The sequence below is a fragment of the Micromonospora sp. BQ32 genome (assembly GCF_059358895.1).
In genome coordinates this window covers 60,214-76,597 of sequence record NZ_JCADBI010000020.1, presented here as the reverse complement: position 1 = coordinate 76,597, position 16,384 = coordinate 60,214, and the positions used below count along the sequence as shown (strand labels likewise).

Annotated in this window: 18 protein-coding genes and 1 tRNA gene; 13 read left to right on the top strand and 6 right to left on the bottom strand. The window is 72.2% G+C overall.

Annotated elements, in window-relative coordinates; all coding sequences use genetic code 11:
* The first annotated feature begins 13 nt into the window (after window positions 1-13).
* Window positions 14-1,438 (top strand): ATP-binding protein, encoded by a 1,425-nt coding sequence (locus tag AC5L30_RS28845; protein WP_494871128.1) that lies wholly within the window; start codon window positions 14-16, stop codon window positions 1,436-1,438.
* Window positions 1,439-1,841: 403 nt separating this feature from the next.
* Here the strand turns inward: AC5L30_RS28845 and AC5L30_RS28840 are convergent, their stop codons facing one another.
* On the bottom strand, window positions 1,842-3,551 hold the full coding sequence (locus AC5L30_RS28840) for a tetratricopeptide repeat protein (RefSeq protein WP_494871066.1): 1,710 nt from the start codon (window positions 3,549-3,551) through the stop codon (window positions 1,842-1,844).
* A gap of 57 nt (window positions 3,552-3,608) precedes the next feature.
* A complete protein-coding gene (locus AC5L30_RS28835; RefSeq protein ID WP_494871126.1) occupies window positions 3,609-4,070 on the bottom strand; it encodes a MarR family winged helix-turn-helix transcriptional regulator in 462 nt (153 codons plus the stop codon).
* A gap of 49 nt (window positions 4,071-4,119) precedes the next feature.
* Here AC5L30_RS28835 and AC5L30_RS28830 point away from each other — a divergent pair, with 49 nt between their 5' ends.
* Together AC5L30_RS28830 and AC5L30_RS28825 are read left to right on the top strand one after the other, a co-directional pair.
* Window positions 4,120-4,641, top strand: a complete 522-nt coding sequence (locus AC5L30_RS28830) for a VOC family protein (RefSeq protein ID WP_494871064.1) — start codon at window positions 4,120-4,122, stop codon at window positions 4,639-4,641.
* 24 nt (window positions 4,642-4,665) lie between these two features.
* Window positions 4,666-5,550, top strand: a complete 885-nt coding sequence (locus AC5L30_RS28825) for a hypothetical protein (RefSeq protein WP_494871063.1) — start codon at window positions 4,666-4,668, stop codon at window positions 5,548-5,550.
* Between the two features lie 70 nt (window positions 5,551-5,620).
* Here the strand turns inward: AC5L30_RS28825 and AC5L30_RS28820 are convergent, their stop codons facing one another.
* Window positions 5,621-5,800: a DUF4236 domain-containing protein gene (locus AC5L30_RS28820; RefSeq protein WP_030333600.1), complete on the bottom strand. Its 180-nt coding sequence runs from the start codon at window positions 5,798-5,800 to the stop codon at window positions 5,621-5,623.
* 258 nt (window positions 5,801-6,058) lie between these two features.
* Between AC5L30_RS28820 and AC5L30_RS28815 the strand changes: the two genes are divergently transcribed.
* The 7 genes from AC5L30_RS28815 to AC5L30_RS28785 all read left to right on the top strand — a co-directional run bounded on the left by AC5L30_RS28815 (window position 6,059) and on the right by AC5L30_RS28785 (window position 11,512).
* A complete protein-coding gene (locus tag AC5L30_RS28815) occupies window positions 6,059-6,136 on the top strand; it encodes a putative leader peptide (protein ID WP_349881247.1) in 78 nt (25 codons plus the stop codon).
* Between the two features lie 131 nt (window positions 6,137-6,267).
* Entirely contained in the window at window positions 6,268-7,299 is a 1,032-nt protein-coding gene (locus tag AC5L30_RS28810) for an ABC transporter substrate-binding protein (protein WP_494871060.1), read from the top strand.
* Window positions 7,296-8,141: an ABC transporter ATP-binding protein gene (locus tag AC5L30_RS28805; protein WP_494871059.1), complete on the top strand. Its 846-nt coding sequence runs from the start codon at window positions 7,296-7,298 to the stop codon at window positions 8,139-8,141. Before AC5L30_RS28810 ends, AC5L30_RS28805 begins: the two co-directional genes overlap by 4 nt.
* Window positions 8,134-9,000 carry an ABC transporter permease gene (locus AC5L30_RS28800; protein WP_494871057.1) on the top strand — a complete coding sequence of 289 codons (867 nt, stop codon included), beginning with the start codon at window positions 8,134-8,136 and terminating at the stop codon, window positions 8,998-9,000. The genes AC5L30_RS28805 and AC5L30_RS28800 overlap by 8 nt, the downstream gene beginning before the upstream one ends.
* Before the next feature lie 12 nt (window positions 9,001-9,012).
* Window positions 9,013-10,347 carry an LLM class flavin-dependent oxidoreductase gene (locus AC5L30_RS28795; protein WP_494871056.1) on the top strand — a complete coding sequence of 445 codons (1,335 nt, stop codon included), beginning with the start codon at window positions 9,013-9,015 and terminating at the stop codon, window positions 10,345-10,347.
* Entirely contained in the window at window positions 10,344-10,904 is a 561-nt protein-coding gene (locus AC5L30_RS28790; RefSeq protein ID WP_494871054.1) for a flavin reductase family protein, read from the top strand. Before AC5L30_RS28795 ends, AC5L30_RS28790 begins: the two co-directional genes overlap by 4 nt.
* On the top strand, window positions 10,901-11,512 hold the full coding sequence (locus AC5L30_RS28785; protein WP_494871052.1) for a malonic semialdehyde reductase: 612 nt from the start codon (window positions 10,901-10,903) through the stop codon (window positions 11,510-11,512). Before AC5L30_RS28790 ends, AC5L30_RS28785 begins: the two co-directional genes overlap by 4 nt.
* A 12-nt stretch (window positions 11,513-11,524) precedes the next feature.
* Here AC5L30_RS28785 and AC5L30_RS28780 read toward each other — a convergent pair whose 3' ends face one another.
* The gene (locus AC5L30_RS28780) at window positions 11,525-11,980 is read right to left on the bottom strand and encodes an RrF2 family transcriptional regulator (RefSeq protein WP_030333674.1); all 456 of its coding nucleotides are present in this window, start codon (window positions 11,978-11,980) and stop codon (window positions 11,525-11,527) included.
* A gap of 7 nt (window positions 11,981-11,987) precedes the next feature.
* Window positions 11,988-12,977: a helix-turn-helix transcriptional regulator gene (locus AC5L30_RS28775; RefSeq protein ID WP_494871050.1), complete on the bottom strand. Its 990-nt coding sequence runs from the start codon at window positions 12,975-12,977 to the stop codon at window positions 11,988-11,990.
* A gap of 203 nt (window positions 12,978-13,180) precedes the next feature.
* On the opposite strand from AC5L30_RS28775, the gene AC5L30_RS28770 reads away from it, so the two are divergent.
* Window positions 13,181-13,957, top strand: coding sequence for a glucose 1-dehydrogenase (locus AC5L30_RS28770; RefSeq protein WP_430500756.1), 777 nt, complete (start codon window positions 13,181-13,183; stop codon window positions 13,955-13,957).
* 118 nt (window positions 13,958-14,075) lie between these two features.
* Here the strand turns inward: AC5L30_RS28770 and AC5L30_RS28765 are convergent, their stop codons facing one another.
* Window positions 14,076-14,507, bottom strand: a complete 432-nt coding sequence (locus tag AC5L30_RS28765; protein ID WP_007457244.1) for an SsgA family sporulation/cell division regulator — start codon at window positions 14,505-14,507, stop codon at window positions 14,076-14,078.
* Window positions 14,508-14,801: 294 nt separating this feature from the next.
* On the opposite strand from AC5L30_RS28765, the gene AC5L30_RS28760 reads away from it, so the two are divergent.
* Both AC5L30_RS28760 and AC5L30_RS28755 read left to right on the top strand, forming a co-directional pair.
* Window positions 14,802-15,428: a PGPGW domain-containing protein gene (locus tag AC5L30_RS28760; protein ID WP_494871124.1), complete on the top strand. Its 627-nt coding sequence runs from the start codon at window positions 14,802-14,804 to the stop codon at window positions 15,426-15,428.
* A gap of 50 nt (window positions 15,429-15,478) precedes the next feature.
* A tRNA-Val gene (locus tag AC5L30_RS28755) sits at window positions 15,479-15,550 on the top strand.
* Window positions 15,551-16,384: the final 834 nt, after the last annotated feature.

Sequence of the window (16,384 nt, the reverse complement as noted above, 5' to 3'; positions counted from 1 at the left end):
GCGCGGGCGGCTCATGGCGCTCGGTGTGGTCGGCCTCACCATCGGGTTGGCCCTGGGTGGGGTGGTGCTGCTCGGCGCGCTCGGCTTCGTGCTCCAGCGCACGGTTGACACCGAGGCGTTCCGCACCGCCGACGCGGTCGCCCTGCTCGCCGCCGAGGACGCGCTGCCCGACCCGCTGCCGGTGGCCGGCGGGCAGGTCCGCGTGCAGGTCGTGGACGGGCAGGGGCGGATCAGGGCGGCCTCGATCGACGCCGACCGCCTGGTGCCGATGGTCCGCCCGGAGCGACTGAACCATGACGGCCGGCAACGGTTGGAGGTGCCGGCCGAGCGGGTCGGGCTCGTCGGCCCGGTCCGGGTGGTCGCCGTACCCGCCGGCACCGCCGCCGACCCGCTCACCGTGCTGGTCGCCCGCTCGATGGCCGACGTGCGGCACAGCACCCATGTGGTCCGGACCATTCTGCTGGTGGCGTTCCCGCTGCTGGTGGCCGTGCTGGCCGGGGTGGCGTGGCGGGTGGTGGGCGCGACCCTGCGGCCGGTCGAGGCATTACGTCGAGGCGCCGAGGAGATCACCGGGAGGGCCGGCACGGGCCGGCTGCCGGTGCCGGCGTCGGCCGACGAGATCCATCGCCTGGCGGTCACCCTCAACGGCATGCTGGACCGGCTGGAATCGGCCCGCGTCCGGCAGCGGGCCTTCGTCTCCGACGCCGCACACGAGCTGCGCAGCCCGTTGACCAACATCCGGACGGAGCTGGAGGTGGCCCAGCGCCTCGCCGACCGGACGGACTGGACGGCGGTGACCGCCAACCTGCTCGCCGACACCGAGCGGCTGAGCCGCCTGGTCGACGATCTCCTGCTGCTGGCCCGACTGGACGAGACCCCGCTGGCCCGGGGGACCGCCCCGGTGGAGTTGGGCGCGTTGCTGACCGAGGTCGCCGCCCGCTACCCGTCGCCGCCGGTGCGGGTGACGCCGCCGGCGGGCCCGCTCTGGACGATCGGCACCGTCGAGGAACTGCGTCGCGTGCTGGCCAACCTGGTCGACAACGCGGTACGGCACGCGCACGGCAATGTGGTGCTCGCGGCCGAGGCGACGTCGACGGCGGGGCCGACGTCGACAACGACTGCCGGGGCGACGGCCGGGACGACTGGCGGGTCTGGCGTCGGGACGTACCACCTGGTGACGGTGACCGACGACGGCCCGGGCGTCCCGGTGGCGGACCGGGAGCGGGTCTTCGACCGGTTCACCCGGTTGGATGACGGACGGGCCCGCGACGACGGGGGCGCCGGCCTGGGGCTGGCCATCGTCCGGGAGCTGGTCCGACGCGCGGGCGGCAGCATCACTCTGACCGACGCGCCGGAGCAGCGGGGGCTACGGGTGTGCCTGCTGCTGCCGGCGTTGCCGGCCGAGGAGAGCGGTGGTCCAAAGATTGACGGCCCGTGACGGCGACCTGCCCCCAACCGCCCACCGATGACCCTTTGCTCTGCACCCGCGGGTGCGACAGCTACGTAACGTGATGCTCGCCGGCCCGGGTCGAAGCGGGCGACCGCGACGTTCCGGCTGGTCACCCGAGGTGGTGCGTATAGGTAAGCAGAGCAAAGCCTGGGCGGAAGTGCGCGGCGGGGTGCGTCAGCTGTGACGGCCTGTCACGGTGGGCTGGTTGAAGAGTAAGCCCACGCTGAGTGAGATCGGCGGGGCGGGGGCGTGGCTGGCCGGCAGGGCTGTGGGGCGGGCCCTAGTGGGGCGGGCCCTAGTGGGGCGGGCCCTAGTGGGGGGCGGGGCTGGCGGGGCGTCGCTGACGGGGCACGGCTGACGGGGCAAGGCTGGCGGGACGTGGGCGGGCGGGTCAGCGGCGGCGGGTGCAGACCTGCTCGGAACGGGCCACCGTGTCGGTGGACCAGGCGACGGCGACGGTGAAGCAGAAGTCGTTGGTGCGGTTGAGCGCGTAGATGACGAAGCTGGTGGTGCCGGCGGGCAGCGTCGCGAAGATGTTGTGGGCCTGGCCGGTGCGACCGCCGGCGATGACCACCGGCCCCTCGCTGCCGGCCGGGTAGGTCCAGTTCAGCGCGATGCTGTCCCGGGTGTCGCGCAGGGTCACCGCGCTGGGTGGGGTGCCGGGCGGCGCCGCGGCGGCAGCCGACGTGGATGCCGAGCCGCCCGGGGCGGGCGCGTTGCTGGCCGGCGCGTCGGCGGTGGGGGAGGTGCTGGCCGGCGGCGGGGTCGGCTCGTCGTCGCCGTCGACCCGGGCCACCCCGGCGATCACCGCTGCCGCGCCGAGGAGCACCACCACCACGCCGGCCACCAGCACCGGCACCAGCCGGTTGCGCTGCTCCGGCGGCGCGCGGTGCACGGGCACCGGCAGCAGCCGCGACGGCGTGTACGGCTCGACCGGCCCGTAGGGGTCCGCCCGCGGAAACGGGTCGGACGGCGCGTACGAGTCCGATCGCGCGTGCGGGTCGGACGGCGCGTACGAGTCCGATCGCGCGTAGTGATTGGACGGCACGTCGTGGTCGGAGGGCGCGTGCGGGTCGGGCGACGCGTACGGGTCGGTGGGGGTGGCGGGTCGGTGCAGCCGGTAGACCCCGGGCCGCTCCTCCGTGCCGCCGGCCAGCCCGACCACCGACGGCGGCACCGGAGGGTCGGTGGGGTGAGGCGGGGGCTCGTCCACCGGTTCGGTCGACCATCTGCCGCCCGTCGATCCGACCGCCTCGTCGGAGGGCAGCCGGGGGTTCGGAACCGACCCAGCGTGGTGGGTCGCGGCTGCCGGCGGGTGGTAGCCGGATTCGGCCGGCCCGTCGCCGTGCGGTGGGACGCGGGCGGCCGGCACGACCGGCGTGTCCCGGGCCGTGGGCGGGTTGTCGGCGCAGGCGTGGTCGGGATTCGCCGCCGCCCGGGCCAGGGCCGCCACCTGGGTGGCCAGCGGGTCGTCGGCGGGCAGGTGCTGCCGGCACAGCTCGCGGGCGAGCGCCAGGTTGTCGTGTGCCTCGGCGAACTGCCCGCAGTCGCGCTGCATCGCCCCGAGCCGCGCCAGCATCTTGATGCCGCTGGGGTGCCCGTCTCCGTACACCTCGCGGTGCAACTCCCAGGCGTCCTGGAGGCGGTCGCGGGCCACCGTGCACTGGCCGCGCGCGTACTCGACGGTGGCCAGGTCGGCGTGCGCGGCGAGCACCCGCAGCGACTCCGGGCCGTCCTGCGCGGTCAGCTCGATGATGACTTCCTGGTAGAGCCGCGCCGCCCGGGAATGACTGCCGACCCGGTGCAGCACCGCCGCCAGGGTCGCCGCCGCGGCCACCGTGCGCGGGTCGGCGCGGCCGTGCAGGCGGGTGGTGGCCGCGTACGCGAAGGCGGCCCACCCTCGGGCCGAGTGCGGCTCACCGAGGGCGATCAGCACCCGCGCCTGGAGGCTGGCCGCCTCGGCCAGCTCGGGGGTGGCGTTGGCCGGGCGGGGGTCGGCGTCGGTGAGCGCGTCGGACAGTAGTTGCTGTGCGCCGGCCAGATCGCCGGAGGACACGAGGTGGTGCGCCTGATCAGTCAGTTCACCGAAGCCGGAAGACACGCCCCATCGTGCTCATCCGACGACGGTAAGTACAAGACCCGCGCCGGTGTCGATTGGTCAGGATCCGGTCAGGTGCTCGGCCAGGGTCTCGCTGATCCGGCGCAGCTGGTCGACCTGGGCGGGGCTCAACGCGTCGAACAGGTGTCGGCGTACCCCCTCGACGTGGCCGGGTGCGGCGGCCGCGAGGGTGGCGAAACCCTCGTCGGTGAGGAGCGCGATCTGCCCGCGCCGGTCGGTGGGGCAGTCCTCGCGGCGCACCCAGCCGGCGGCCTCCAGCCGGGCGACGGCGTGCGAGAGCCGGCTGCGGGACGACCCCGCCGCCTGGGCCAGCTGGCTCATGCGGAGTTGGCGGCCGGGGGCCTCGGAGAGCTGGACCAGGATCTCGTAGTACGCGTGCGGCATGCCCACGTCGCGTTGCAGCTCGCGGTCGAGAGTGTCCATCAGCACCCGGGAGGCGGTGAGATACGCGCGCCAGGTGCGTTGCTCGTCGGGGTCCAACCAGCGGGTCATGACGGCCATCATACAACCGATGGTTGAAGGCTCAACTAAATCGCGCTAGTCTCGGGGCATGGGTATCCACCGGCTCAACCACGCGGTCCTCTACGTCAGTGACCTCGCCCGCAGCGTCGCGTTCTACCGTGACGTGCTGGGCTTCCGCCCGGTGGCGATGACCCCGGACGGCTTCCGGGGCGCCACCTTCCTCCAGGCCCCCGACTCCACCAACGACCACGACCTCGGCCTCTTCGAGGTCGGCGCGGGCGCCGGCCGATCCACCGCAGGCCGGTCCACCGTCGGCCTCTACCACCTCGCCTGGGAGGTGGACACGCTCGACGAGCTGGCCGCCACCGCCGAGCGGCTCGTCGCCGCGGGCGCGCTGGTCGGCACCTCCGACCACGGCACGACCAAGAGCCTCTACGGCAAGGACCCGGACGGCCTGGAGTTCGAGGTGGTCTGGCTGATCCCGGCCGACCTTCTCGACGACACCGCGCTGGCCGCCCGCAAGCAGATCGGTCGGCTCGACCTGGACGCCGAGCGGCAGCGCTACGGCGGGCAGACCCGGGGCGGGGTGGGGATCTCCGTCTCGGCCTGACCGCCCGTACGGTAGAACGGACCGATGCCGACCGACCGGACCACTGATTTCCTCCGCGAGCTGCTGGTCCGCCAGTTGACGACCTGGCTGCCCGCGGCCCTGCACCGCTCCCGGCGGGCCACCGTCGCCCTCGCGGGCGCCGACGCGGGCAGCGCGGAGGCCGCGCTGCGCCTGGTCGCCACGCACGGCGACCAGGTGCGCGGCCGGCAGGTGACGGTGCTGATGCTGGCCGACGCCGCCGCCGACCTGCCGGCCCGGCTCGGCCCGATCGAGGCGGAGCTGCCCGCCGAGGTCACCGTGCACCTGCTGCCCGGCGACGCGTACCGGCTACCGGTCGCCGTGAAGGCCGCCGGGGCGGCCGGCGCGCCGCTGTTCTCTTTCGTGGACCTGCCCGGCGCGGTGACACCGAAGGTGCTCGCCGCCGCGACCAACGGCCGGACCGGAGAGCTGCTGCTGCACACCGCCGACAGCGCCCGAGACGTGCTCGTCTCCGCCGGCTTCCCCCTGGTCGCCGAGGTGGCGCCGGTGCTGCCCGGCGGCGAGGCCGCCGGCGTGGTCGCGTTCGGCAGCCGCTCCGACCGGAGTCTGGAGGCGGTCCGCGACGCGCTCTGGGCGGTCGGCGCGGAGTTCGACCTGCGCTACCGCGACCCGCTGGACCCGACCGGCACGACGGTCGACGTGGTCGGCGATCCCGACCTCGAACCGCTGGCCCGTGAGCTGCTGGCCGAGTTGGGTGCGGGCGGGTCGCGGCCGGTCACCGAGCTGCGCCGGCACACCCTCACCGCGACCGTCTACCGGGCCGCCGACGCCAACCAGGCGCTCGCCATCCTGCTCGACGCGGGTGACGTGCGGCGGGACCGCGAGTCCGGGCGGCTGGCCGGCGACGAGATCATCTCCCTGACACGCTGAGCCCTCCACCCCGCAGACGCCGAGCGGGGTGCCGGTGAATCACCGGCACCCCGCTCGACTCCCGGGATGCTTACGACCGGGACTTGTCCTGCTTCCAGGACAGTGGACCCGGCAGGTCGACCCGGTGCGCACGAGCCTTGGAGTTCCAGGACCAGCGACCGATCTTGATGCTCCACGAGGAGAAGCCGTTCTCGGTGAAGTTCAGGATGATCGGACCGTACTTCTTGCGCTTGCGAAACATGAGGCCCATCGGAGGTCTCCCCTCGTCACCGTTCCCTGCCGTGTCGAGATCGAACATGCCCGAACCGACAACTTTTGAAACCCTCTCGCTGTCCGTCCGCTGTCCGTCCTGGACGGTGAGCGCCGGGCACCGCAATCTCTATCAACCAGATAGGTGTTGCGGCATGGTAAACGCTGCTCGGAGTGCTTCGTAACATCGGCAGCGATAGAAGTCTCATCTTCTGGAAGGTCGTTGACCGCTCGTTCCGATCCCCGGCAGCATGGGGTCATGTCGCAGCGGGATGAGCTTCTCCTCACCGCTCGTGTGCACGTCGACCTGGTCCGGCACGCGAGCGCGCTCTGTTGAGCTGACCGGTCCATCCGGCTCGGCTCCAGCGCCGCACTCCCACCGCCCGCCCGCTCAACGCGGAGCAGCGTGCCCGTACGCCCCTCATCCGGCGTCCCCGCTCCCATCCTGGACAGATCAGGAGACTCCTCATGTCCCCACCCCGTCGTGCCATCCCGCGTACCCTCGCCGCCGTTGCCGCGCTGGTCGTGCTCACCGCCACCGCCGGCTGCGGCGGTGACGCCGCAGCCGGCGGCGCCCAGGCCCGCGAGCTGCGCTACCAGGGCTCGGTCGGTCAGGTCACCCTCCCCGAACTCGCCGCCGACCTCGGCTACCTCGGCGACGTCAAGCTCAACTGGATCGGCAACGTCACCGGTGGTCCGCAGGACATTCAGGCCACCGCCACCGGGCAGAGCGACTTCGGCGGCGCGTTCAACGGCGCCATCGTCAAGCTCGCCGCCGCCAACGCCCCGATCACCGCCGTGGTCAGCTACTACGGTTCGGACGCGCAGACCTTCCAGGGCTACTACGTGCTCGACGACAGCCCGATCCGCGGCCCCCGCGACCTGATCGGCAAGAAGGTCGGCATGAACACTCTCGGCGCGCACGCCGAGGCAGTGCTCAAGACCTGGCTCGCCCGTGGCGGTCTCACCCCCGCCGAGATCAAGCAGGTCGAGCTGGTCGCCCTGCCACCGGTCAACATCGAGCAGTCGCTGCGACAGCGGCAGGTCGACGTCGCGGTGCTCGGTGAGGTGATCCGGGACAAGGCGGTCGCCAGCGGCGGCATCCGCATCATCTTCACCGACTACGAGCTGCTCGGCGCCTTCAGTGGCGGCACCTACGTCTTCCGCGACGACTTCATCAAACGCAACCCGGAGACCGTCAAGGCGTTCGTCACCGGGGTTGGCAAGGCCATCGAGTGGGCCCGCACCCAACCCCGGGAGACCGTGGTCGCCCGGATGCGCGACATCATCGGCAAGCGGGGTCGCAACGAGGACCCGTCGCTGGTCGCGTACTGGAAGAGCAGCGGCGTCGCCGGCCGCGGCGGCGTCATCGGCGAGCAGGAGTTCGGCACCTGGATCGACTGGCTCGCCGCCGAGGGCGAGCTCAAGGGCGACCGTCCGAAGCCCGCCGACATCTACACCAACCGGTTCAACCCCTTCGTGGACGGGGGCAGCGCATGAGCGCCGACAAGATCCTCTTTGATCGGGTGAGCAAGACCTTCCCGGTCCGCGCCAGCCGGCGTGGCGGCGCCGGCGCGGTCACCGCGCTGCACGAGGTCACCCTCGGGGTACGCCCCGGCGAGTTCCTGGTCGTCGTCGGCCCCAGCGGCTGCGGCAAGTCCACCCTGCTCGACCTGCTCGGCGGGCTCACCGAGCCGACCGCGGGGCGGGTGCTCGTCGACGGTCGGCCGGTCACCGGTCCCGGCCTGGACCGGGGCATCGTCTTCCAGCAGTACGCGCTGCTGCCCTGGCGCACCGCGGCCGGCAACGTCGCGTTCGGTCTGGAGGCCAAGGGGGTGCCCCGGGCCGAACGCGCCGCTCTGATCGAGCACCACCTCGACCTGGTGGGCCTGCGGGGGTTCGCCGACCGCTACCCGCACGAGCTGTCCGGCGGGATGAAGCAGCGGGTGGCCATCGCCCGCAGCCTCGCCTACGACCCGGACGTGCTGCTGATGGACGAGCCGTTCGCCGCTTTGGACGCACAGACCCGCGACTCGTTGCAGGACGAGCTGGTGCGGATCTGGGCCCGCACCGGCAAGACCATCGTGTTCATCACGCACGGCATCGACGAGGCCGTCTACCTGGGTCAGCGGGTGGCGGTGCTGACGTCCCGGCCCGGGCGGCTCAAACAGGTCATCGACATCGACCTCGGCGACCGGGACGCGGTCGAGGACGTGCGCTCCACCGACGCGTTCCGCCACCACCGCCACCAGATCTGGACCCTGCTGCGGGACGAGGTGCGGGCCGCCCAGGCGGCTGAGGGCACCGGCGTCCGCCACCCCGAGGAGGCCCGCGTTGGTTGACATCGCCGAACGTCCGACCCGACTCGTCGGCCCACCCACCGTGCCCCGAGCTGCGGCCGACCGGGCCGTTCCCGGTCGCGCCGGTCGACTGCTCGGCGTCGGTGCGAAGGTGCTGCACCGCACCGTCGCCATCGCCGCGCTGGCCGCGATCTGGGAGGGCGCACCCCGGCTCGGGCTGGTGGACCGGGTCTTCCTGCCCCCGCTGTCGGAGGTGCTGGTGGCCTGGTGGGAGTTGCTGCGCAGCGGGCAGCTCGCCGAGCACGTGGGCGCGAGCCTCACCCGGTCGCTGGCCGGGCTCGGCCTGGCGGTGCTCACCGCCATCCCGCTCGGGTTGCTGATCGGCTGGTACCGGCCGCTCGCCGAGCTGCTCAGCCCGCTGCTGGAGGTGTTCCGCAACACCGCCGCGCTGGCCCTGCTGCCGGTGTTCGTGCTCATCCTCGGCCTGGGGGAGACCTCCAAGATCGCCCTGGTGCTGTACGCGTGCTCCTGGCCGATCCTGCTGAACACCATCGCCGGGGTGAAGGGCGTCGACCCGCTGCTGATCCGGTCGGCCCGCTCGATGGGGCTCAACCACCTGCGGCTGTTTCAGAAGGTGATCCTGCCGGCCGCGGTGCCGACCATCTTCACCGGCGTCCGGCTGGCCGGGGCGTATTCGATCCTGGTGCTGGTAGCGGCCGAGATGGTCGGCGCGAAGGCCGGGCTCGGCTACCTCATCAACTACGCGCAGTACAACTTCGCGATCGCCGACATGTACTCCGGGATCATCACGATCTCCGCCATCGGCCTGGTCGTCAACCAGCTCCTCGTCGCCCTCGAACGTCGCTTCTCCACCTGGCGCGTCGACGTCTCTGCCGGATAGGACGGACACCACATGACCCGTACCCTGCACCTCAACGCGTTCCTGATGGGCGTCGGCCACCACGAGGCCGCCTGGCGGCACCCCCGCACCGACCCGCGTCGGGTCACCGACGTACGGCACTTCCAGGAGCTGGCCCGGATCGCCGAACGCGGCACCCTCGACTCCCTGTTCCTCGCCGACGGGCTCTCGGTGGGGCCGGACCCCCGGCACAACATCCAGGCCGTCTTCGAGCCGCTGACCCTGCTCGCGTCGCTCGCCGCGGTGACCGAACACATCGGTCTCATCGCCACGGTCTCCACCACCTACAACGAGCCGTTCCACGTCGCCCGCAAGTTCGCCTCGTTGGATCACCTCAGCGGCGGCCGGGCCGGCTGGAACATCGTCACCTCCGCCCAGGAGCGGGAGGCGGTCAACTTCAACCGGGACAGCCACCCCGCACACGCCGACCGGTACCGGCGGGCCGGCGAGTTCGTCGACGTGGCGATCAAGCTCTGGGACAGCTGGGAGGACGACGCGCTGGTCTTCGACACCACGGCCGGGGTGTTCGCCGACACCGACCGGGTGCACGAGGTGGCGCACCGCGGGCCGGAGTTCCAGGTCCGTGGCCCGCTGAACATTCCCCGGGGGCCGCAGGGCCGACCGCTGCTGGTGCAGGCCGGCTCGTCACCGGACGGGATCGCCTTCGCGGCCCGCTACGCCGAGGCGGTCTTCACCGCGCAGCAGACCCTCGCCGACGGGCAGAGTTTCTACGCCGAGCTGCGCCGCCAGGTCACCGCCGCCGGCCGGGACCCGGACCTGGTGAAGGTCCTGCCCGGCATCGCGCCGGTGCTCGGCGGCACCGAGGCCGAGGCGCAGGCGCTCGCCGCCGAGCTGGAGGAGCTGATCGTCCCCGACTACGCCCTCGCCCAGCTCTCCGGGATGCTCGGCATCGACCTGACCGGCCTGCCGCTGGACGGGCCGCTGCCGGATTTGCCGGCCGCCGGCACCGTGCAGGCGCACCAGAGTCGCTACCAACTCGTCACCGAGCTGGCCTGCCGGGAACAGCTCACCGTCCGGCAGCTGATCGGCCGGCTCGGCGGCGGCCGGGGTCACCGGGTCGTCGCCGGTACGCCGGAGCAGGTCGCCGACCAGATCGAGCTGTGGTTCACCCAGGGCGCCGCCGACGGGTTCAACATCATGCCGCCGCACCTGCCCGGCGGGCTCGCCGACTTCGTCGACCATGTGGTGCCGGTGCTGCGCTCCCGCGGGCTGTTCCGCACCGAGTACACCGGTCGGACGCTGCGCGAGCACTACGGCCTGCCCCGACCGGCCAGCGCGTACGCCACGTCGACCCTGGTGCCGGCATGACCACCGTGGAGCGACCCTCGGCGGACACCGCCGAGCTGCGACCGGTGAACAGGGACCTGTTCCGCGCTCTGCTGCGACGGCAGGCCACCAGCGTCACCGTGGTCACCGCGGTGGCCCGCACCACCGACCCGGCCTGCCTGGGTGGGATCGGCGCGCCCATCCGGGCGGGTTTCACCGCGACCTCGTTCACGTCGGTGTCGCTGGACCCTCCGCTCGTCTCGTTCTGCCTGGGGACGGAGTCGTCGAGCTGGCCGGTGCTCGTCCGCGCCGAGCACGTCGCCGTGCACCTGCTGAGCGCCGGGCAGCGGGAGGCCGCCACGGTCTTCGCGACCAGCGGCATCGACCGGTTCGCCGCGTACCCGGACTGGACGTCCGGACCGTTCGGGGTGCCGCTGCTCGACGGGGTGTTGGCCCGACTGCTCTGCCGGGTGGTGCACCGGGTGCCGGCCGGCGACCACGCGCTGGTGATCGCCGAGCCGTTGGCGCTCGGCGACGGCGGCGATGGCGCACCGCTGGTGCACCACCGGGGCGGCTACACCACCGCCGTCCAGACGTGACCGCGGCCACCACGCGGGACCTGCTCGTGTTGGACCGGGCCGCCCAGGACCTGCTGTTCCGGGCGGCCCGCACGGCCAACACGTTCACCGACGAGCCGGTCACCGACGCCCAGGTCGCGGCGATCCACGACCTGATCCGGTACGGGCCGACCGCGTACAACGGTCAGCCGCTGCGGGTGCTGCTGCTCCGCTCGGCGGCGGCCCGGGCGCGGCTGCTGCCGTACGTCTCGTCGAGCAACCGGGCGAAGACGGCCAGCGCGCCACTGGTGGCGGTGCTCGCCGCCGACGTGGACTTCCACGAGCGGCTGCCCGAGCTGTACCCGCACCGGCCGCAGGCCCGCGACTGGCTGAGCGACCGGCCGACCCGCGCCGAACAGGCCCGGTTCAGCGCGACCCTCCAGATCGGCTACCTGCTGGTGGGCGTACGCGCCGCCGGGCTGGCCGCCGGCCCGATGGCCGGGTTCGACGCGGCCGGGGTGACCGGCGAGTTCTTCCCCGACGGCCGGCACGAGGCGCTGCTGCTGCTCAACCTGGGCCACCCCGGCCCGGACGCCTGGGAGCGGCGGCTGCCCCGGCTCAGCACCGAGGACGTGGTGTGGACGCTGTGAGCCGGCCCCGGGTCAGCGGGGCTCCCACGCGTCGGGCAGCGCGGTGAGCTTGCGGACGTGCGCGGGCAGTCGACCGCTGACGATCTCGGCGAGGCTCACCTCGTCGACGACCCGCCGCACGGCGGCGCGGACCGCCACCCACAGGCCGGGCAGGTTCTCCGCCGAGCCCTCGTACCGGGTCTCCTCGGGGCGCAGCCCGCGTACCCCGGCAAGTGGGCCCTCGACGGCGCGCAGCACCGCGCCGACGGTCACCTCGCGTGGCGGGCGGGCCAGCGTGTAGCCGCCCTCGGCGCCGCGTTGGGCGCGGACGATGCCGGCCCGGCGCAGATCCGCCAGGACCGCCTCCAGGAACTTGCGGGGCATGTCCTGCTCCGCGGCGATGGCCTGGGTGGACAGCAGCGAGGGGTACGCGGTGGCGAGGCTCAACGCCGCCCGTACCGCGTAGTCGCCGCGCGCGGAGATCTGCACCCTGCCATCATGCCCGGCCGGTGCCGCCCAGCCCTCCGGCGGGCGGCCCGGGTCTGGTGGCGTGCCCCCCGTTGGCGGGTTCGCCGGGGGTGCCGGAGCGGAACCGGCCGCCGTTGGTGCCCGTCGACTCGGCCGGCGGTCGAGGTCGGACCACCCGGCCGGCCGGGTGGTCCCGGGCGGCCCGGAACGCCCCGGGGCTGACCCCGACCTCGCGGGTGAAGAAGCGGCCGAAGTTCGTGGGTTCGGAGAAGCCGAGCCGCCGGCCGATCTGGGCGATCGGCTGATCCGTCGCGGCGAGAAGCCGGCCGGCCTGCAACGCGACCCGCTCGTCGATGACCTGTTTGGCGCTGCGACCGGTGACGGCCAGGCAGGCCCGGGTCAGGGTCCGCACCGAGCAGCCGAGCTCGGCCGCGTAGTCCTCCACCCGCCGGGTGTACGAGTAGCCGTGCTCCACCTCGCGGCGGAACCGGTGGAACGTCTCGTCCTCGGGGCGGGCCGGCGACCGGTCGGCGTGGGCCAGCGCCAGCCGCAGCAGCAGCACGGCCAGTTGGTGCCGGAGCAGCGCGCGGGCGGTGGGGCCGTCGGGGTGTCGCTGACAGTCCACCGCCAACTGGCTCACCTCGCTGATCACCGCGTCCTCGTCCTCACCGGCCAACTGCCGCCAGGTCGCGGTCGTGGTCAGGTCGACGTCGAGGTCGCGCAGCGCGTCGGCGTCCCAGGCGACCACGGTGGCGTCGAACTGGGGGCCGGCGCAGCGCAGCACCTGGCCGGGGCGCACCCGCAGCAGCGTGCCTGGCCGGCACGGCAGCAGATGAAAGTCGAGCTCCGCGTCGCCGTGCCCACGGGTGGTGAGAATCAGCAACTCTCGTTCGACGATCACCGGTCGACGCCAGCCCGGGTCACCGGCAAGATCGGCCAGCGCGAACGTGGCTATCTCGTCGGTGACGGGAGACGCCGTTCCGATCGATGGCGCGGGGGAGGGATCGGTGGAGACCATCGCCTGCGACGGTAGCCCGAACCGCAGGTCACCGCATCCCGATCGACGTTCGTAGCGGAATCCGCGGCGCGCCACGGGCTTGTCCCGGTCCCGGCGGCCGGGCTACGTTACCCGGCGGTAGCGCCGCCGGTCCGCGGTCCACCCGGCATTCACCGGTCACCCCGACCGGCCGGCGGCCCCCGCCGACTCGCGATGGGATGGGTATGACGCAGCTGTTCTCGGTCGAAGGTAAGACGGTCCTGGTCACCGGCGGCTCCCGGGGGATCGGGCTGATGATCGCCCAGGGCTTCGTTCGGGCCGGCGCGCACGTGATCATCTCGTCGCGCAAGGCGGACGTCTGCGAGGCGGTCGCCACCACCCTCTCCGCCGAGGGCCGCTGCGAGGCCATCCCCGCCGACCTCAGCGACGACGCCGGTGCCGAAACGCTGGCCGCCGCCGTACGCGAGCGCTTCGACCGCCTCGACGTGCTGGTCAACAACGCCGGCGCGACCTGGGGCGCGCCGCTGGAGGACTACCCCGAGGCCGCGTTCGACAAGCTCTGGGCGGTCAACGTCAAGGCCGTCTTCCGACTCACCACCGCGCTGCTGCCGGCGCTGCGCGCCGCCGCCAGCGCCGACGACCCGGCCCGCGTGATCAACATCGGGTCGATCGACGGCATCCGGGTGCCGATGATGGAGGTGTACGCGTACTCGGCCACCAAGGCGGCCGTGCACATGCTCACCCGCAGCCTCGCCCACCAGCTCGCCGGTGAGCAGATCACCGTCAACGCGATCGCGCCCGGCCCGTTCGAGAGCAAGATGATGGCGTTCGCGCTCGACGACCCGGCGAGCCGGGCCGCCATCGAGCAGCAGGTGCCGCTGGGTCGCATCGGACGCCCCGACGACATGGCCGGCACCGCCATCTACCTCTCGTCGCGCGCCGGCGCCTACCTCACCGGCGCGGTCATTCCCGTCGACGGCGGCATCACCACGCACGGCTGAGCACCGGCCGACCCGGGGCGGGCTGTCCGCGTACCCCTGGGGGCTGGTGTGCCGGGGCCGCGCGGACTCGGCAGATCCGCGCGGCCCCGGTGTGGCCGGTGTTGCTCGTTCTGGGCGGTCAGCGACCGGCGAGCAGCCGGTTCACCGCCGTGTCGACGTCCAGGTGCTCGGCCTCACGGCCGCGCGGGACGACGACGTAGGTCCGTCGAAGGAAACGCACCAGGACGCTGCGCGGCACCTCGAAGAGGGCGTTGCCGTCCGGTGACGAGAGGGCCAGCGCGACGAAGTCGCCGCGCGGTGTGGCCCAGGGCCAGACCCGCACATCCCCGATGCCGGCCGGCTCGTCCAGGCCGGTGACCAGAAGTTCGCGTGCGAACGACCAACTCACCGCCTCGCCCCCGGCCGATTCGGCATGGAACAGGACATGGACCGCATACGGGTCAGCAGGGTCGTAACGCAGACTGGCACGCACCGGCAAGGCGGTGGCGTCAGGTGCGACGAGCCTTAGCGACGTCTCGACCTCTACGGTCGTCGGTCGGATGACACTCATGGACGTTCTCCCCCCGGCACCGCTGCGGAACGCGCGTGTCCCGCTTTTCCCATACTCAGGTGCTACTCCTGGCTACGCTCCGCCATACGCTGACTTCACCCAGTGGTGGGAAGGGGGACGGAAAGGCCGCGTGAATGTGAGCATTCATGTAGGATTTCCGGTTCTGCCCAGTGCGTGATCCCGCCCGGTATCGGGTGGCTCAGTCGTCGACTTACTCCGGTAACGTCCAGTCGGCCGTTGCAGTGACGGGCCCGAGCGACACTGGGGGGTGAAATGGTGACGAAGCAATCCTCAGTGGATCCGGCGGCGGCACCCGGCCCGCCAAAAGTCGCGGTCCGAGCAGCCGAAAAGCGGGGGTACGGAGTGCCGATGGAGCAGCCCGAACGGGCCGGTCGGCCGGCGTCCGACGCCGGTCGTCCCGGCGGCGATGGCGCCGGTCGTGGTGACGCCGGCGCAGGTCGCGGTAGCGGTGCCGATGCCGGTGGTCGTGGCGGCGGAATCGCCGTGCAGGATCAGCCGCGCCGCCCCCGCTGGCGCGAGCGGATCTCGCTGACCCTGGACCTGATCCGCGCCAACCCCACCGGCCGGATCGCACTCAAGATCTTCATCACGATCGCCGGGGCGCTGGTGGTGACCATCGGCATCGCCCTCATCCCGCTCCCCGGGCCGGGCTGGCTGCTGGTGATCGCCGGCCTGGGCATCTGGGCCGTCGAATACCACTGGGCGCGCCGGCTGCTCGGCTTCACCCGCCGCCACGTCCACGGATGGACACGCTGGGTGACGGGACAGTCGCTACTGGTGCGAATTGTCCTCGGCTCCGTCGGCCTGGTCTTCGTGGCCACGGTGGTCTGGCTGTCCCTCAAGTACAGCCTCGGCATCGACGTGGTCGCCGAGGCGATGCGGTACCTCGCGACGCACTGACCCCGGATTTCCGGTCCGGTTCCACGATCGGGTAGAGTCATGGGCGCTGAGGGCGATTAGCTCAGTGGGAGAGCGCTTCGTTCACACCGAAGAGGTCGCTGGTTCGATACCAGCATCGCCCACTCTCAGTTTGTGCTGGTCAGAAGCCCGTTACCGAGATAGTCGGTAACGGGCTTTGCTGCATGTGCCGCTTATATTGGGAGCAGATTGGGAGCAGCGCGGTTGTGTCTCGGCGCGACCGGTGTCCACATCACGAGAGGGTGCCCCGGGTCCCGGCTCGCGGGCCGACTGATTGCAGACGGTCCGGTGGTCCGCCCACTCGCCGGTCCCTTTGCGAGGTCGTGTACCCAGGTCTCGGTGCTTTGCCGGGACCTGGCGGACCACGTTGTTGTGATCCTTGACGCGAAGTCGTCCAAGACCTGATGGTCCGTCGCGGTCCATCCGGGAAGCTCATTAAGCCACTGCTCTGCCTGTTCGGCGCTGTGCCTGCTGCCGATCAGCCATGGGATGAGCAACTGACCCATGCCGCGGCCTTTGTTGAGTGAGGCCGCCACGGTAGTTTGTGAACCGTCCACGCTGTCCGGACCAGATTCTGTGATGCCAGCCAGCAGGTGCGGCAAATAGTCAGGAAGTGCGGTTCAAGTGGCGGGCGTGGGTTCGGGTCGGCCGGCGTTCGCGTCGTGGGTCCGCGACCGGAGCTGGTAGTGCAAGCGCCATGATTGGCCTGCCTGTGCTCGCGAAAGATGACCGTCCAGCGCCCAGGGCTAGAGCATCGGTTTCCTAACCCGATGCTCCCCTTGTGTCCGCAGGCAGGCGACCTGCGGCCGCCGTGCGCGCAATGTTACGACGCTGGCTGTCCTCGACGTCCTCCTCGACGCAGTCCGACCAGGATCACGAACCGGGTCGCACCTGATCGAGCGTGCGTGTGGGCGCAAGAATCACGAAGTGCCGGGTAC